The following is a 17,098-nucleotide window of genomic DNA, read 5'->3' on the forward strand; positions in this document are numbered from 1 at the left end:
AAAAACCCCCGGCAAACGCCAGGGGTTTGTCAGCAGTCTGACCCGGCGGTGCCCGGCCTTCTTCGCGGAATTGCGGGAGCGACTTAGAACTTGATCTTTATGCCACCCGAGATCGCTGTGACCAGATCGTTGCCGAAGTCGTAGCTGACGTCCGTACCGGCCACATAGCCATTCTCATCGGTCAACGTACCGGAGTGACCGCTCGTCATGACGCCGATAGCACCTGCCAGGCGAATCTCGATGTTCGGCTTCGGGGTATAGGCAACGCCGCCGCCAAGGGTCCAGGTGTCGGTCTGCGAGCCGTAGCCGTGGGAGGTGCCACGGTCCCAGGTCAGTTGGCCGGCCGCGGCCCACTGATCGTTGAACTTGTGACCGATACCCCCAGAAATTGTCCAGCCGTCGCGATACATAAGGTCAAGAGACGTCAGCCGGATCGGAAACGGCGAAACAGTGGTGCAGGCGGCAAGTCCCTGCGAGGCTTGCGAACAGATCGGAATGCTCTGCAGTAGGCTCCAGTTGACCCACTTGATCGAGCCGAAGGCCAGCCAACCGGGTGCAATGCCCGATTGCAACTTCAATTCCACCGTATCCGGCATGTATCGCGTGGGGGCATAGATTGCTGTGGTGCCCTGCCCGAGATTGGTCAGGTCAAGCGTACCCGAGATATTGTCGAGCTTGACCTTGGAATTGTAGACGAGGCTGGCGCGTAGGGCGATTTCCGGAATTTCGTAAGCGATACCGGCGCGCCAACCCCAGCCGCTGCTATCCAGATCAACACGGCCGGTGCCCTGGAAATCGGGAACCAGTGGCGACACCAAGCTCTCTTTGAAGCCATAGACTTCCTGGTAAAAGACGCCGCCAATGAAGCGAAGCTGGCCCTTACCGACGTCCATCTTGTAAGAGCACGTACCCGCGTAGTTGTTGCTCTTGATGTCGGTTTCCATGTTGGATTGGGCACCAGCCCAGAGGCCCGGAGCGGTATGCGCTCCCCACGGCTGCGAATAGTCGACCATGCAGTCGACGCCAGGGACAAGCTGTGCCTTGACGCCGATGCGCGGCACCCAATAGTCCTCGCTGTCCTTCGCAGTACTGCCAAGCGCGGTCACATTGCCGTCGCTCGGGTCGGTATCCACCGCGTTCTTGAGCTTGCGGTTGGGCATTACATAAGTTGCTTCCGCTTCCGTCGCGAACGGCGCCGGATCGAACAGCAGGTCGATGTCATAGCCGCCGCGCTCGATGCCGCCGGCATGCGCCGGGTGCATCGCCGCTCCGATCAAAGCCAGCGAAAAGCACCCTGCCCCCAGCAGTGCTTTGAGCCGCAAAACGTTCATGGAAATCCCTCCCCGAAACACGAAGTGGGGCAAGCTAGAACCAATTCAGGTTAACGGCGCAACAACGAATTCGTGAGCTGTACATGTACACCTTGACAGCTCGTATTTTCGCCATGGTCATCGACCGCCCATTGAGCCTTAAAAGCGGCCCACTCGGCATCGGACTGAGAGAAAAAATTACAAAAACGGTCCGAAATAGCTCAAAAACGGGCCATTTTGATCGGACTGGGCCCCGTTGTTACATTACGGCAACAATGGGGCCAAAACTTTCCGTTTACGTCAAAATTAACCCAACGGCAGGCCCGTATACGAGCGTGGTGACGCTTCGTAAAGCGCCCTCCGTGAAGCCGAATCTTGCCGGTCACCCGGCGTCTCGGACCCTGGTCAGGGCGACTGAAAGCCTCTCTTGAGCCTCGCGATATTCGGCGAGCTTTTCGCGCTCTGCCTCGACCACCTCCTGCGGCGCGTTGGCGACGAACTTCTCGTTGGAAAGCTTCTTGTGCAGGCGGGCGATCTCCTCGGTCACCTTGGCCAGTTCCTTCTGCAGCCGCGTTGCTTCGGCCTGAAGGTCGATCAGGCTGCCGAGGGGCAGACACACGGTCGCCTCGTTCAGAACGATCTGGGCCGAGCCTTTCGGCGGCGCATCGACCAGCGCGATGTCGCCGACGCGCGCCAGCCGCTTGATGGCCTGGGCGTGGCGATCCAGCCTTTCCTGCGTGATGGCATTGGCGCCGATCACCACCAGCGGCGCGATCGCCGCCGGCGGCACGTTCATTTCCGAGCGCACCGAGCGAATGCCGGAGACGAGCTCGACCAGCCAGTTGATGTCGGCGGCAGCCTCGTCATCCTCGAAATCGGGCGCGGGCCAGGCGGCGTGGCAAAGCAGGGAGGTGCGTACCTTCCCCTCGCCCGCGGTCTGCGCCCACAGCTCCTCGGTCATGAACGGCATCATCGGGTGCAGCAGCTTGTAGATCTCGTCCAGCACGAAGGCGACACAGGCCCGGCTCTCCGCCTTGGCCGCCTCGTCCGTGCCCATGAACACCGGCTTGAGCAGTTCGAGATACCAGTCGCAGAACAAGTTCCAGACGAAGCGATAGGCGGCGCCGGCCGCCTCGTTGAAGCGGTAGGTGGTGATGCCCTCGGTGATCGCCCGCGCCGCCCGCGTCAGCTCGGTCAGGATCCAACGGTTGACCGCGAGCTTGGCGTCGTGCAGCCAGAAATCGTCGTTCCTGGCGACCTCGTTCATTTCGGCGAAGCGCGTGGCGTTCCAGAGCTTGGTCCCGAAATTGCGGTATCCGGCGATACGCGCCGGGTCGAGCTTCACGTCGCGCCCCTGCGCTGCCATCACGGTCAAGGTGAAGCGCATCGCGTCGGCGCCATACTCGTCGATCAGGTCGAGCGGGTCGATGACGTTGCCTTTCGACTTCGACATCTTCTGCCCGTTCTTGTCGCGCACCAGCGCATGAACATAGACCGTGTGAAACGGCTCCTCGTTCATGAAATGCAGGCCCATCATCATCATCCGGGCCACCCAGAAGAAGATGATGTCGAAGCCGGTCACCAGCACGTCGGTCTGGTAGTAGGTCTTCAGCTCCGGCGTCTGGTCAGGCCAGCCGAGCGTCGAGAACGGCCACAGCGCCGAGGAGAACCAGGTGTCGAGAACGTCCTCGTCGCGCGTCAGGATCTCGCCCGGCTTGAAATTCTCAAGCTTGTCCTCGACCCAGCCCTTCCACGGTCCTTCCAGTGCCAAATAATATTCGACCGCCGCAGCCAGCGCCTCCTCTTCGGTCTTCTCGACGAAGACGCGCCCGTCCGGCCCGTACCAGGCCGGAATCTGGTGCCCCCACCACAGCTGCCGCGAGATGCACCAGGGCTGGATGTTCTCCATCCAGTCGTAATAGGTCTTCTCCCAGTTCCTCGGCACGAAGTTCGTGCGGCCCTCGCGCACAGAGGCAATGGCCGGCTTGGCGAGCTCCGCCGCGTTGACGTACCACTGGTCGGTGAGGAACGGCTCGATCGGCACGCCGCCGCGATCGCCATGCGGCACGGTGTGGCGATGCGGCTCGACCTTTTCCAGGAAGCCGCCCGCTTCCATCAGCTCGACGATCTTCTTGCGCGCCACGAAGCGATCCAGCCCGTCGAGCTCATCCCAGACGGCCTGGCGCTGCGGCGTCACTTCAAGACCTGCAAGGAACTCCTCGTTATCCTTGAGCTTGATGTAGGCTTCGACGGTCAGGATGTTGATCGCCGGCAGCTTGTGGCGCTTGCCGACCTCAAAGTCGTTGAAGTCATGCGCCGGGGTGATCTTGACCGCGCCGGAACCCTTTTCCGGATCCGAATACTCATCCGCAACAACCGGTATCCTGCGGCCGACGATCGGCAGGATGACGTTCCCGCCGACCAGGTCGCGAAACCGCTCGTCGTCGGGGTGAACCGCCACCGCCGTGTCGCCCAGCATGGTTTCCGGGCGTGTCGTGGCGACGGTGATGAACGTCTTCGGATTCTCGGGATCGAACGCGAGGCCTTCGACCGGGTAGCGGAAATGCCAGAGATTGCCGTTGACCTCATGCTGTTCGACCTCGAGGTCGGAAATAGCCGTCAACAGCTTCGGATCCCAGTTCACAAGGCGCTTGTCCTTGTAGATCAGCCCCTGTTTGTAGAGGGTGACGAACACCTCCAGCACCGCCTTGGACAGACCCTCGTCCATGGTGAAGCGCTCTCGGCTCCAGTCGGCCGAGGCACCGAGCCGCCTCAGTTGATTGAAGATGGCGCCGCCGGATTCGGCTTTCCACTCCCAGACCTTTTCGATGAACTCCTCGCGCGACAGGTCGCGGCGATGGATCTGCCTCTCCATCAGCTGCCGCTCGACCACCATCTGCGTGGCGATGCCGGCATGATCCATGCCCGGCTGCCACAGCACATTCTTGCCACGCATGCGCTCGAACCGCACCAGGATATCCTGCAGCGTGTTGTTGAGCGCGTGCCCCATATGCAGCGAGCCCGTAACGTTCGGCGGCGGGATGACGATGGTGAAGGCTTCCGCCCCTTCCTCCGCGCCGGCGCCGGCGCGGAACGCATCGGCCTCTTCCCAGATTTTGGCGATCTTCGGCTCGACGGTCTTGGCGTCGTAGGTTTTATCAAGCATGGAGGAAGTCCGAACTGTCGGGAACAAGCGTCCGGTGTAAATCGGAAGCTCTTGGCCGAGTCAACCGCGAGAAGGATGAGCCCGCCTTGCCCAGATAGGCTTGCGGCGATCAGCGGCAAGCCCATTACTCATCGCAAGACAAATCGCGCGGCCGCATTTTCGCGGAAATAAAAAGCACCGCCCGACGGCGGCCCCTTTTACACTGAAAGCTCAGACGAAATCACTGCGCGCCGCGCGCCACGCGCTCGATTTCCTCGCGCACCAGCCGTTCGACCAGTGTCGGCAGGTTGTTGTCGAGCCAGTCCTGCAGCATCGGTCGCAGCATCTCCTCGGCCATCTCGTCGAAGCTCTTCTTGCTGCGGCTGGCGAAGGCATCGGAAAGCTCGCCGAAGGCCGCCGCGACCTGACGGCCCGCATGCTCGGACAGGATTGCCGGCCGGGCTGGCGGCAGGTCGGACGAGGATGGCGCCGAAACGTTGCCAGGCGCCGCGGTTTCGGCCGTTGGCGCCGCAAGATCCTCCTCGTCGATCTCGACTTCGGGCGCCACTTCCGGAGTTGCTACCTTCGCCTTGACGGAACTTCCGCCAACGGCGGCGATCTCGCGCCGCCAATCGGCGACGATGGTATCGGCACTTTGCGGCACGCTCGCCGCGCTCCCCGCAACCGCCGGGGTGCCCGGCTCCGCGGCTACCCGGGCCCCGACTTCCGCCAGGGTGGTGGGAGCAGGCGCGGTCTTCACCGGTTCAGGGCTCGTCTCGGCGATCGTCGGATCGGACGCCGCAAGCTGGGCCTGTATTTCCGCCAGACTCACCGGCTTGCTGGGAGCGGATCCGACGTTGAGCTCGGAACGGAAGGCATCAAGGTCGGCCGTCTGCGCTTCCGGCGTCGGCCGGAGGTCCTGGCGAACGTCACCGTTGTCCGCCGCCGGTTGCTTGCGGCCGGTGTCGCTGTCCTCGATGATCCTTCGGATGGAAGCAAGTATCTCTTCCATGGAAGGTTCGCGCTGCGCGCTGCTCGCTGTCGCCATCGTCACATCCGCCGCCCTTGTGACTTGTTCAAGATTTCCATTCCGGCAAGACCGGAATTCGAATCAATGCGAACAGCGTAACCGACCGATCGTCATCCGAGAATCCGCAATCTGGGGAGACGTTGGATTTCAACAGATTAGCTCGCTACGCCGCCGGCAGCCGACCGTCTGGTTCCAATGCAAAAGCGCCGCGCATCCATTGGACACGCGGCGCTTTTGGAAATGCCAAAGGTTCAGCGGCCGTCCGGCGTGCGCAGCCCGATCCACTTGTCCTTGACGGCGTTGTAGTGCTCTTCCGGGTTGTATTTCGTGACCGCCAGGCCGAGTTGGCCGGCGGACAGGCGGCCAATCGCCGACAAGATGGCGTAGCTCGCCACGACGACATCGCGCTCGGAGCTCGCCTGGTTGATCTTGGCGGTGATGACGGCGTTCTGCGCGTTGAGCACGTCGAGCGTCGTGCGCTGGCCGACATTGCGTTCCTCGATGACGCCGTTGAGCGCCAGTTGCGCGGCGGCGATCACCTGCCTGTTGGCATCCACGCTTTCGCGCGCGGCGGTGTATTGCGTCCACGCCGAAGCCACGGCCTGGCGCACCTGGTCGCGACTGACGTCGACCTCGATGCGGGCCTGGCTGAGCGATTCCTTCGATTGGCGGACCAGCGCAGAGGTGCGCCCGCCCGAATAGATCGGCACGGTAAGCGTTGCACCGATATTGGCCGAATTGGTCGTTCCTTCGGAACCCGCCGATGCAAAAACGCCGGGCGAGGTGTTGCGATACTGGCTCGAAATCCCGGCGCTGGCGGAAAGCTGCGGCAAAAGCGCCCCTTCGGCCGACTTAACCGAAAAGGCCGCGGCGTCGACGAGATGCTCGGTGGCAAGGATGGCCGGATGCTCCGCGGCGGCAATGGTGAAGGCCGAATCCAGGCTTCCCGGCAGCAGCTTTCCAACCGGCGCGGCCGCCTTGAGCTTGCCCGGCTCGTCGCCGATGATCTGGTGGTAGGTCGCAGCGCTTGCCAGCGCCGTCGCGCGAGCGCTGGCGAGTTGCGCCACCGCGGTCGCCCGCGAGGCATCGGCCTGTGCGACGTCGGTGCGGGTGCCCTCTCCGACCTCGAAGCGCGACCGCGCGGCGCGCGCCTGCTCGGTCAGGAATTGCAGGTTCTGTGCGGTCAGGACCGCGATCTGGCGATCGCGAATCACATCCATGTAGGCGCTTGCCGCGTTGAACAGGATGTTCTCTTCGGTGTTGCGGAGACTTTCTTGCGAGGCCCTGACCTGCGCTTCGGCCGCGGCGACATTGTTCTTGGTTTGAAAGCCGTCGAACAGCGTCTGGTCGATCTCAACCCCGAAATTGCCCGTAGTGATATTTAAGGTTTGACCCAGGTTGTTGTTGCGGCTGCTCGTGTAGTCGATGCTTGCCGATCCCCTGATCGTCGGCCGGTAGCCGGACTTGGCGATGGCCACGCCCTCGTCGGTGACACGGGTGCCCGCGCGGGCGGAATTCAGCTGGGAATTGTATTGATAGGCTTTGGCGAGCGCGCCGGTGATGGTTTCGGCGGATGCTGCCAGCGGCGAAAGCGCGGTCGCCGAAACAAGTATGGCTGATAGAAAAGTCTTGTGTAGGGGCGGCACGTATTATCCCTCATTCGTTTGCATGGGAACCACGCCGCGCACCTTTTCCATCCGGATCAGCTAGCGCCGCGTGTTTATCGTCCCCCGCTGACAGCCCCCGAAAATGCACGTGAAGCAAATCAGCAACGATTGTTCAAGCGCAAGCGATCATGACAGCGCCTTCGCTGCAAGGCAAAACCGCTCAAAATTCGAACGCATGAGCACGTTCGAACCCCGGTAGTGGCTTAATTGCCGCATTAAATGCGCGTCTGCCGGTTACAACCCCCCCGGCCTTGACAAAAAGACGCGCAACGCCGGAGTTGCCCTGCCCCTCGACCACAACCAGCCGTCCGTCCTCGGCGAGCTGGCCGAGCAATGCCGCGGGCACCTCCTCGACGCTGCCGCCGATGAAGATGACGTCATAGGGCGCCGCGGCGGCATGACCCTCCGGTAACGGCCCGGTCACTACAGTGGTGTTCTGGCAATCCAGTGCGGAAAGGGTCGACTTCGCGGCTTCGGCAAGCGCCGGGTCGCTTTCGAGCGCAACCACCGATTTTGCGATTCGGGAAAGCAGCGCGGCCGAATAGCCGGTGCCGCAGCCGACATCGAGCACCGAGTCGGTGTCGCTGATTTCGGCCAGTTGCAAAAGCTTGGCGAGCGGTGACGGTTCCATCAGGTAGCGGGCAGCGCCGCCACTGACGCCATCGGTGATGCGGATGTCCTCGTCGATATAGGCAAGGTCCCGCTGCCCGGCGCCGACAAAAGCCTCGCGCGGCACGGAAAGCATCGCTTCGATCAGCGGAGCGCTGGTCACATCGGTGGTGCGGATCTGGCCATCGACCATCTTCACGCGGCGTTCGGAGAAATCAGCGTTCATGTCCCAACCAACCCGCTTCCCGCGCCCAATTCGCTGCCCGCGCCCGATCCGATTTCCAGGCAAATGACGCGGGCCAATTCGACCGGAACCTAGCGCCCCGGCGCGACAGCGCCGGAGCCCGGGCATTGGAGGCCTCGCCCGGAATCGAACCGGGGTGCAAGGATTTGCAGTCCTCTGCGTAACCACTCCGCCACGAGGCCTTCCATGCTCCCGGCGTTCCGGGGCAACTCAATATGTTGGCGGTGAAAGGTCGTCAAGCACCGGCAAGTCATTCCCGATGCTTTCCCATTCCTCATCGAAGGCAGTGGTTGCCGATTGCTTGCGGCCGATCCCGATGGTGTCGGCGGCACCTGCCGGACCCTCTCCCTGCAAAGCTCTCAATCCGGCCGGCGGCGGCGTTCCCACCAGACGACGAAGCGCCGCCTGTGACGTCGCACCAGTGCGAATTCGTAGGACAGGACCAGCAGGCCGATCGGAACCATCCAGAAACCGAGAATCGGCAGAAAGCCCAGAATCCCGCCGATTGTGAGCAGCACGCCGATCGCGATCCGCAATCCCCGCGAGCGCGGCATGGAGAAGTCGCGGCCGAAGACCGTGATCTTGCGCGCCGGTGGGTTATCGTCGTCAGTTGCCGTCATTCAAAGCCAGATCCCATCTGCGCGGCCGATGTCATAAGTACCAAAGGACGACCAGCCGCATTGTTCCATGCCGGTGTCAAGCCGCTCATATGTGGGCACGCCGAGACGATGCCACAAATCGCCGCACGAAAAACTGCAGAAAAATTGCGAATTGCTGCTTTGCAAAGCCGAAAGGTGTTTGCTATAGGCTGCGCCACTCACGTCAGAGCCTCCGTTCCCCGGTAGCTCAGTGGTAGAGCAACCGGCTGTTAACCGGTTGGTCGCTGGTTCGAATCCGGCCCGGGGAGCCACTATTACCAGAAAAGTCTTGAAACCCAAGGATTGCAAGGGTTTCCTCTTCCCCAGAGATACACCGCGCGATACACTGCGGGGTACCCTGAGCATGAAGATCGACGTGAAGCACATACAGAAGCGCGGCAAGGCTGGTTGGCGCTACAGGCGCAAAATCCCGGAGGAACTTCGGGGCATTTTCGGCAAGCGGGAACATTTGGTACCGCTTGGGGCTACCGAACACGAAGCCCTTAGGAAGTATCCGAAGGTTCACGCTGAGGCGGAGAAGCTTTTGGCCGACGCAGTCAAGCGCATCCAAGGGCCGGTTCCGACAGAGTGGGGCTATTACCGCGACGGCGTCGCCGCAGCCCGCAAGATTGGGTTTCGGCAAGACCGTGACTTTCCGTCTCCCCATGAGATGGAACGGGATGCCGACTGGATGGCCAGATTAAAAGCGATTGAGAGAATCGGGCTGAAATACCTGCCTAAGTCCGACAGCATCGAGGTCGACGACGACAACCTTCCCGATTTCCTCCCGACTGAAGCAGACACTGCGTTGGCGCACGCGCTTTTGTTGAACCCGGCAGGTACGCCAGCCCCGACCCTTGAGGACGCCAAAAGGCTCTATCTGAAAGAGCGCGTTGGGAGCGACGAGACGAAGCAAATGGAGCTTGAGCGTGTTTTCAAGCTAGTCTGGGAGGCGCTCGGTAAGGACCGCAAGCTGGCAAGCATCAAGCGCGAGGATGCCAAGGACGTCCGTGACCACATGTTAGATGGGCGTAAGGCGTCGTCGGTGGACCGGTACTTGAACGTGGTCCGGGCGGTCATCAATCACGCCATAAGGGAGTTTGACCTTGCGGGAGCCACCAACCCCTTCATGAATTTGGAGGCCGCACCGAAAGATAGGGCCGAGCCCGACAGGGACAAGCGCCGCCCATTCACCCTTGACGAGGTCACTGCGATTTCGGCGCGCATAGCGTTGGGGAGGACTATGGTGGCGACCAAGCGCGGCTTGAGGTAGCCAGACGGGCGCTTGAAAAGGCTATGATGGAGCGGGGTTGAGGCTCCCGGTTTGGCGAGCAACCTACAGCTTTCAATCCCTGTAGAGACGTTGCTGCACACCCAGAAACGAGGCTTTTATTGCCGGTATAGGTCCAAGTCTCGCTCTTGCATCGGACAAGGTGCCGTATCGCGCGGTCAAAAAATCACCGAGCTTCCTGGTCGCCAGTTCCGTTTCGCCATGCAGTTCGTAAGCACGCAAAATCCCCGCCAGAAATTCGCGCATCTCTTGATCTTCGCTTATCAATCCGTCGCCTCTGACGCCGTCAGCACGGGCTGTCCTGGTCTTTGGCGGCGTGGTGAAGCGGACGTAGGACAGGACGTCGAAAAGATCGCTGTCAGGGGCGTCGATCAGGCGACGCATGTCCGCCAACTTATCCGCATCGTAACCGCGCTGTTCGAGGATGGCGATGAACCGTTCGCGCTGGTCGGGGTCGCTCCATTGCCGTCGCAGTTCGTCTTCGCTTGCAAGTAGTCCGGACAGGTCGCCAAAAAGTCTCTCAAGGAACTGTTGGGCTGACATCGGCTTGCCGTCCGGTCCCCAATACGAAGTGGACGCAATGTACTGGATGGCCCGCTCCTTGCCGTCGGCCAGCTTGATCACCAGCTTCGCTACCGGTTCCTCGGTTTCGTCACCACCGCCCTCAGGCGGCTCAGAGGGCTCTTCGGGTGGCAATCCTTTGACGGGTGGCCGCACAGGCTCCAGAGGTTCGCCGTCCCACTCGGGATCGTTGAAGTGTTCGTAAGCCTTCACGAAATCATAGATGGTGAAGTAGTCCTTGCCGTCATAGGTTCGGGTTCCACGGCCAATGATCTGCTTGAACTCGATCATGGAGCGGATTGGCCGCATCAGCACCATGTTTCGGATGTTGCGAGCATCAACGCCGGTGGAGAGCTTCTGGGAGGTCGTGAGGATCGTCGGGATCGTCTTGTCGTTATCCTGAAAGTCCCGCAGGTGCTGCTCTCCAAGCTTGCTGTCTTGGGCGGTGACCCGACAGCAATAGAGCGGATTTGCAATCGTCTTGATCTGGTTGATGTAATCCCGAACGCGGCCCGCGTGGTCTTGCGTGGCGCAGAACACCAGGGTTTTTTGCCGCTGGTCGATCTGGTTCATGAACTCTGCAACTCGACTTTTTTCTCGTTCCTCAATGATGATGCGGGTGTTGAAGTCGGCCTCGGCGTATTTGCGGTCCTCATCGACTTCGCCGCTTAGCACCGTATCGGTGCCGTCATACACATATTCGTCGATTGTGCTGGCCATCTGCCGCACTTTGAAGGGCGTGAGAAATCCGTCCTCGATGCCTTCGCGCAGCGAGTACGTGTACACGGGCTCGCCGAAATAGGCGTAAGTGTCGGCGTTAAACTTGCGCCTCGGTGTGGCTGTTAGGCCGAGTTGAACGGCTGGCGAAAAATACTCTAGAATCCCCCGCCACTCGCTTTCGTCCTTTGCACCCCCACGGTGACACTCGTCGACGATAATGAAGTCGAAAAAATCGGGAGGGTAGCCTTCATAGCTGGGCTTGCCCTCCCCGGTCATGAACGTTTGGAAAATGGTGAAAAAGACGCTGGCGTTCTTTGGAACCACGCCTTTCTTTCGGATAACGTCGGGATCAATTCGCGCAACGGCGTCAGTCGGGAACGCGGTAAAGGCGTTGTAGGCTTGATCCGCCAGGATGTTTCGGTCGGCGAGAAACAGGATGCGGGGGCGTCGCACCGGCTCGCCGCTCAAGCTCCACTTGGCCTGAAATAGCTTCCACGCAATCTGGAAGGCAATTGATGTTTTGCCGGTACCGGTAGCTAGCGTCAGTAGGATGCGCCGGTCGCCTTTGGCCATGGCGTCCAACACCGCCGTGATCGCATTATGCTGATAGTAGCGTAGTTCCCACTTGCCGCCGTCCGTTTCGAACTCGACTTCCCCGAAGCGTTCCCGCCATTCGTTGTGGTCGGCAAAGGTCAGGTTCCACAATTCGTCGGGTGTAGGGAATGGCAGCGACATGTCGCCCTCGGCTCCCGTAACCATGTCGATCCGGTACCACTTGACCCCGTTGGAGGCGAACGCGAATCGGGACCCTAGGCGAACGGCATAGTCTTTGGCTTGCCCCACCCCGGCGCTGTGACTGACTCCTGCTCGTTTGGCCTCCAGGGTCGCAAGCTTGTGGCCTTTGTGGATTAGGACGTAGTCGCAGGACAGTCCCTTTCCCCGCTTGCCGCCTGTCTGGATGCGGCCGGGACAGATGACCTCCCGACGTATCTTGGAGCCCTCTATCATGCCCCACCCTGCCGCCGTCAGGATTGGATCGATGCGATTTGCGCGCGTGTCGGCTTCGGTCTCTTCGGCCTGCCCCATCTAACCCCCCAGTGCCCTACTCAGCAGCGAATAGTTATGGCACAAGCCATTATCTAATTATCGAAATATTTTTTCCGCTACAATGACGATCTGATCTGCGCCGAGCCTTCCTTGCACCTCTTACTCTAGCTCGCCTGAAACGGCTTTCTCCATCAGAGACCGGCGCAGATTAGACAGGTACGCCAACTTTCCCTGGTAGGTGGAAATTAGTTCGACTTGCTGCTGCCGCAAACGGTTCATTGACTCCACGATCGCGGCCTGTCTCTCGCGAGGTAGAGGAACCCGAATAGACAGCTGGCTCCATTTACTTTTGTTTATGATTGGGAGGGTGGCCTGTCCGGATTTATGAATAACCGCCGCTTGAAACTCAGGCGTCAGCATTTGATAATACAGGTACTCGCCTAACACACCGTCGGTCGGTGTAATCGCGTTAATCTGCTGGTTGGTCGCGATCGCTCTATCAGTGAAGCCAGTCTTTCCGATTGTGGCACCGATGCATACCATAAGAGCGGAACCGGGGGCGACAAGCCGTGATACCTTGGCGCCCTTCTCACTCAGCCCGAAGTTGTAGTAGTCGAGCGTGCCGTCCGATCGGAAGTCTCCGGGTTTGATAAAGGGAACGTGGTCACCGAAATTCCCTGGTTCGGATGTCTTGGGGGTCGAGCCTGTTTGTATCAACCCCAATTCGCCGAGTGGTTTGACCTCCCACTCTCCGTTAGAATCAGAAAGTGCGCGATGAAGGGCACTCTCAAACAGCTCCCGGGTGTTCTGCAAATTGGCCTCAGCATGGGCACGTGCGCGATCAAGACCCTCGAACGCCTCATCCAGAAGCGCTACAAGGCGTAGCTGCCGTTCGAGAGGTGGGATTGGCACGTGAAGCGCCTTGTAGGCCGTGAAATCGAGATTTCTAATCCCTGTCGAGTTTGACTGAATTTTTTCTGTCACTCCGGAATTATACCACCAGTTTAAAACCAAATGCAGAAAACGATAGGAAACTCGCTTTTTATCGATGACTCTTATGACACTTGTAAAGTTGCTAAACGAGTAGCCTGACTCGTTTAACTCGAAGCAAACCGCACGTCCAACAGGTTGCTTTGGTCCACCTCCCGACCGCTCAAGAATGATGTCTCCGAATTCGAGGAGTCTAGATTGCAGTTGCTTTTTTTCTACCTCAATCTCGGCAACATCATCGAGAGATAGTTTCCCATTCGGCTTGATGTTGGTGTTTCTGATAACCTTGGCTGTGGAAAAAGGCCCTTTTTTACCCACCCATAGCCCGCTTCGAAATGCAGCAATGCGTTCGAGCGGCGCCTCGTCCCATCCGGCCCTCATAGCAATCCTCGGATATTCTCCAGAATGTCCGCCGCCTCTGCGTCCCGCGCCAGAATGTCAGCAATGATGTCTTCAGGAGAGCGCATAGTCTCTGCCTCGGGAGCGTTGGGGTTCTTGACTGATAGATCAAACGTACTGGGATCAAGGCTCTCGCGAGTGATCCGCCAGCTCTGCGGACCCTCCACGAACATCTTCTGCATCGTGACGAACTCCGCCAGATCATCGTCGCTGAGCGGGTTCGTCTTGCCCATGTTGCGACCAGGGTTAAGCTGATAGATCCAAATGTCTCGTGTAGGTTCGCCCTTTTTGAAGAACAAGACCACGGTCTTTACCCCAGCGCCCTGGAACGTGCCTTGAGGGCAATCGAGTATGGTATGCAGAGCGCAGCCTTCCAGCAGTTCCTTACGCAGCGCAATGCTGGCGCCGTCTGAGTTGGAGAGGAATGTGTTCTTAATGACTATCGCCGCTCGCCCTCCCGCTCGCAGCTTGCGGATAAAGTGTTGCAGGAACAGATAAGCGGTCTCACCAGTTCGGATTGGGAAATTCTGTTGCACCTCACGTCGTTCGCCTCCGCCGAAAGGGGGATTGGCCAGGATGATGTCGTGACGGTCCTTTTCCTGAATGTCCATTACGTTCTCGTTGAGCGAGTTGGTATGGACGATGTTCGGTGCATCGATGCCGTGCAGGACCATATTCATGATGCCGATGATGTAGGCGAGCGACTTCTTTTCCTGTCCGGAGAAGGTACGGATCTGCAGGGTCTCATAGTCGGACGCGGACAAGCCGTCGCGGCGCATGTACTCGTAGGATTCACAAAGGAAGCCAGCGGACCCCACCGCCCCGTCATAGATGGTCTCGCCGATCTTCGGGTCGATCACCTTGATGATGGCGCGGATGAGCGGACGGGGTGTGTAATATTCGCCTCCGTTCCGGCCCGCGTTTCCCATGCGGCGAATCCGCGTCTCGTAAAGCTGGGAGAGCTCGTGGCGTTCGGCCTGGGTGTTGAAATTTAGGCCGTCCACGATCTCCAACACATCGCGCAGGATGTACCCCGACCGGAACTTGTTGCGCAACTCGGTGAAGACCTCGCCGATCTTGTACTCGATGGTCCTTGGACCGGAGGCCGACTGGCGGAAGGAGGCCAAGTACGGAAACAGCTTCTCGTTGACGAACTGGATTAGATCGTCGCCGGTCAGGGCGCTGTTATGGTCGAACTCGCCGTTGACCTTTGGCGCCGCCCAGCGTCCCCACCGGTGGTCACCATCGATGATAGGGCTGTAGGTCCGCCCGTCCAGTTCGGCGCGATCACGCCGTTCGTTCTCGAGGTCGTCCAGGTACTTTAGGAACAAAACCCACGAGGTCTGCTCCACATAATCCAGTTCGTTGGCAATGCCCTCCTCGGCCCTCAAGTCCTTCTCGATGCTGTTGAAGGCGTTCTCGTACATGCGTCCCCCTGGGTTATCGTGGCGTTGAATCGCAGGCTCGATCTACCACAGACCGCCCCGGCTTTGGCGAGGTTTGAACCGTAAAAACATCGGACATTTTTGCACAACTTCTGTGTGGGGATTTTCGTACTTGTGCTCACGCAGGTTTCCCCCCTGGGGGGGCTTGCGGGCGCGGTGAGCTGAATCGCGGGCGGTTCCCTACTTCGTGAGCAACTCGAACATCGTCATCTCAGCTAGTTGCCGAGGTTGCCGCCCCGGAAGGAGACGGCCCCGGATTCTGACGTACGCCCCGTTTGTCATGTGCGCCTTGTCTGCAGTTGCGTAATCGGAAACGGACAGTGTCACCCTGGCTCGAACCGTCTCGCCTTCGTCGGGAAGCAATAGAGAAAGGATTACGTTCCCCGACCGGTGACCATCCCCGCCCATTTCACCTTCCAATCGCTCCACGGTTCCAATAAACGTATCGTCATTGTGGGGCTCAACGGCTCTCAATTCGCGGCGAACATCCTCGATCCTTGAGAAGTAATCCCTCTGTATCTTTATTCGACCGGTATGCAATCCATCAGGAACTTTTCTCATTGGAGACCACTGAATTGCGAACTCCAGTGAATTGCCTATCAAGTCATCTTGCATTCCACCGATTGCTTCACAGAGATTTGCTGATACCAAGGGGGCTGCGGATTTCTTTAAATCTTCAACCAGATCGTCAAGCTTGTCTCGCTCGATAGCATTAGTTAACTGCTGCAGAGCCCTCTGCAATGACAGCGTGACGCTACGGACAAACGGTTGGTCGCTGTCGCTGAGCGTCAGGCTTCCTTGAACGTCCATTGCAAGGATTGGACAAGAGACGTTTATTACGAAGCTCCCCTCTTCAGTTTGACCAAATCGGGCTTTGTCGACGAGCTGTGTCGCTTCCGCGAGTGACAGGCGCGGATGATTAGCTCGTGGGCGGACAACAGTACAGGCTGCAGCTTTTAAGAGTTTTTCCGTGCTGGCGACGACCGATGACGCAAAATGTAATGGCAGGGAGCTGCCTTGATACTCCGAAAACAGCCTCAGCTTTATTATGTCGTCTTTTATGGAATTGATACGATATATCAATTCTCTAAAGTTGGCGCGACCAATGTCCGCAAACTTTTCGATGACGCTTACAACGGACTCATTATAGTCTGGAGCACTCATATCCATGGGATATACAAGCTGACGCCTGGGGAAGCCTGGGTTTTCGAGCACGTACAAGCGGTCCCTCAGTCCGCGCTCAACGACTGTCCATCCTTCCGATTTCAGAAAGTCGCGCAGATCGGTGGGATTGATCGATTGGCTAAGATTCATGCAGCCTCACCCTTGTAAGCGAGCTGTTCGTTTCGGGAGATCGTCGCCATCAGAGCTGAAAGTCCGAGTGCATCGAAGCGCTGGCTCTTTGGTAGATAGACCGTCTGAGAGGTTTCGTTCTCGGAAGCAGGCGCACCTCGAAGGCTGACCCAATACGCGCATTTGCGTAGTGAGAGAGCATCATCCGTGTGCTCCAGCCAGTCTGTAGAATCTTTGGGCATAAAGAGCACGACCAGAATGCGCGCCGTAGACAGGGTCAATGCCCGCAAGTCATCATACCTTTGGATACCGACTAGGCTGTAAGACAATGTATTCCCGATGAGGGAGGGCGCTTTTGTCGTAGCCTTGAGTTGAACGTTTATGTCGACCTCAGTTAGGTAGCCGCCCTCTGGAAAAGGTCCCCACCCGGTGAGCTTTGCGTCCACGCCAGCGTTGTCTTGATGCCTAGTCACACCCGTGCACGCCGCTCCGGCGCTTGACGCCACTGCGTGCAGGTATGCGTAGCTCAGCTCCGACTCGATGTTTTGGGACGACAGGGGCTGCATAAAATCCAAATCACGTGGCCATCGCTCGGAAAGCTAGGCTACATCTGAAGTTATTAAAAGTCTGAAGCGACGTGAGTGCGTCTAAGTTGTCGGATGCCGGGAGTCCGAAGCTCGCCTATCCCGCACAAAGGCATACAGCCGAG

13 protein-coding genes and 2 tRNA genes are annotated in these 17,098 nt (G+C 59.1%); 2 read left to right on the plus strand and 13 right to left on the minus strand.

Translation table 11 applies throughout. The features are described from left to right. Positions 1-83 precede the first annotated feature (83 nt). From CK222_RS22265 to CK222_RS31845, 8 genes are all read right to left on the minus strand, one after another. Positions 84-1,331 (minus strand): OmpP1/FadL family transporter, encoded by a 1,248-nt coding sequence (locus tag CK222_RS22265; RefSeq protein WP_095801871.1) that lies wholly within the window; start codon positions 1,329-1,331, stop codon positions 84-86. A gap of 361 nt (positions 1,332-1,692) precedes the next feature. Continuing rightward, a complete protein-coding gene (locus CK222_RS22270) occupies positions 1,693-4,476 on the minus strand; it encodes a valine--tRNA ligase (protein ID WP_095801872.1) in 2,784 nt (927 codons plus the stop codon). 220 nt (positions 4,477-4,696) lie between these two features. Next, a complete protein-coding gene (locus tag CK222_RS22275) occupies positions 4,697-5,503 on the minus strand; it encodes a PopZ family protein (protein WP_095801873.1) in 807 nt (268 codons plus the stop codon). 233 nt (positions 5,504-5,736) lie between these two features. Continuing rightward, on the minus strand, positions 5,737-7,131 hold the full coding sequence (locus tag CK222_RS22280) for a TolC family outer membrane protein (protein WP_066999937.1): 1,395 nt from the start codon (positions 7,129-7,131) through the stop codon (positions 5,737-5,739). Positions 7,132-7,312: 181 nt separating this feature from the next. Next, a complete protein-coding gene (locus CK222_RS22285) occupies positions 7,313-7,987 on the minus strand; it encodes a protein-L-isoaspartate O-methyltransferase (RefSeq protein ID WP_095801874.1) in 675 nt (224 codons plus the stop codon). A gap of 126 nt (positions 7,988-8,113) precedes the next feature. Then, positions 8,114-8,187, minus strand: a tRNA-Cys gene (locus tag CK222_RS22290). A 177-nt stretch (positions 8,188-8,364) separates the two neighbouring features. Then, positions 8,365-8,625: a hypothetical protein gene (locus CK222_RS22295; protein WP_066999931.1), complete on the minus strand. Its 261-nt coding sequence runs from the start codon at positions 8,623-8,625 to the stop codon at positions 8,365-8,367. Beyond that, positions 8,626-8,826 (minus strand): hypothetical protein, encoded by a 201-nt coding sequence (locus tag CK222_RS31845; RefSeq protein ID WP_141247109.1) that lies wholly within the window; start codon positions 8,824-8,826, stop codon positions 8,626-8,628. It abuts the gene before it with no gap. A 14-nt stretch (positions 8,827-8,840) separates the two neighbouring features. On the opposite strand from CK222_RS31845, the gene CK222_RS22300 reads away from it, so the two are divergent. Further along, a tRNA-Asn gene (locus CK222_RS22300) sits at positions 8,841-8,915 on the plus strand. A 92-nt stretch (positions 8,916-9,007) separates the two neighbouring features. Continuing rightward, the gene (locus tag CK222_RS22305) at positions 9,008-9,916 is read left to right on the plus strand and encodes a hypothetical protein (protein ID WP_141247110.1); all 909 of its coding nucleotides are present in this window, start codon (positions 9,008-9,010) and stop codon (positions 9,914-9,916) included. 72 nt (positions 9,917-9,988) lie between these two features. Here CK222_RS22305 and CK222_RS22310 read toward each other — a convergent pair whose 3' ends face one another. From CK222_RS22310 to CK222_RS22330, 5 genes are all read right to left on the minus strand, one after another. Further along, the gene (locus tag CK222_RS22310) at positions 9,989-12,301 is read right to left on the minus strand and encodes a type I restriction endonuclease subunit R (protein ID WP_095801876.1); all 2,313 of its coding nucleotides are present in this window, start codon (positions 12,299-12,301) and stop codon (positions 9,989-9,991) included. 120 nt (positions 12,302-12,421) lie between these two features. Then, positions 12,422-13,633 carry a restriction endonuclease subunit S gene (locus CK222_RS22315; protein ID WP_095801877.1) on the minus strand — a complete coding sequence of 404 codons (1,212 nt, stop codon included), beginning with the start codon at positions 13,631-13,633 and terminating at the stop codon, positions 12,422-12,424. Then, on the minus strand, positions 13,630-15,078 hold the full coding sequence (locus tag CK222_RS22320) for a type I restriction-modification system subunit M (protein ID WP_095801878.1): 1,449 nt from the start codon (positions 15,076-15,078) through the stop codon (positions 13,630-13,632). The genes CK222_RS22315 and CK222_RS22320 overlap by 4 nt, the downstream gene beginning before the upstream one ends. Before the next feature lie 198 nt (positions 15,079-15,276). Next, complete coding sequence (locus CK222_RS22325; RefSeq protein ID WP_095801879.1) at positions 15,277-16,410, minus strand: hypothetical protein; 1,134 nt, start codon at positions 16,408-16,410, stop codon at positions 15,277-15,279. Beyond that, the gene (locus CK222_RS22330; protein WP_095801880.1) at positions 16,407-16,955 is read right to left on the minus strand and encodes a DUF4365 domain-containing protein; all 549 of its coding nucleotides are present in this window, start codon (positions 16,953-16,955) and stop codon (positions 16,407-16,409) included. Before CK222_RS22330 ends, CK222_RS22325 begins: the two co-directional genes overlap by 4 nt. Positions 16,956-17,098: the final 143 nt, after the last annotated feature.

Origin of the sequence: Mesorhizobium sp. WSM3866, from assembly GCF_002294795.1 — a bacterium.
GTDB lineage: Bacteria > Pseudomonadota > Alphaproteobacteria > Rhizobiales > Rhizobiaceae > Mesorhizobium.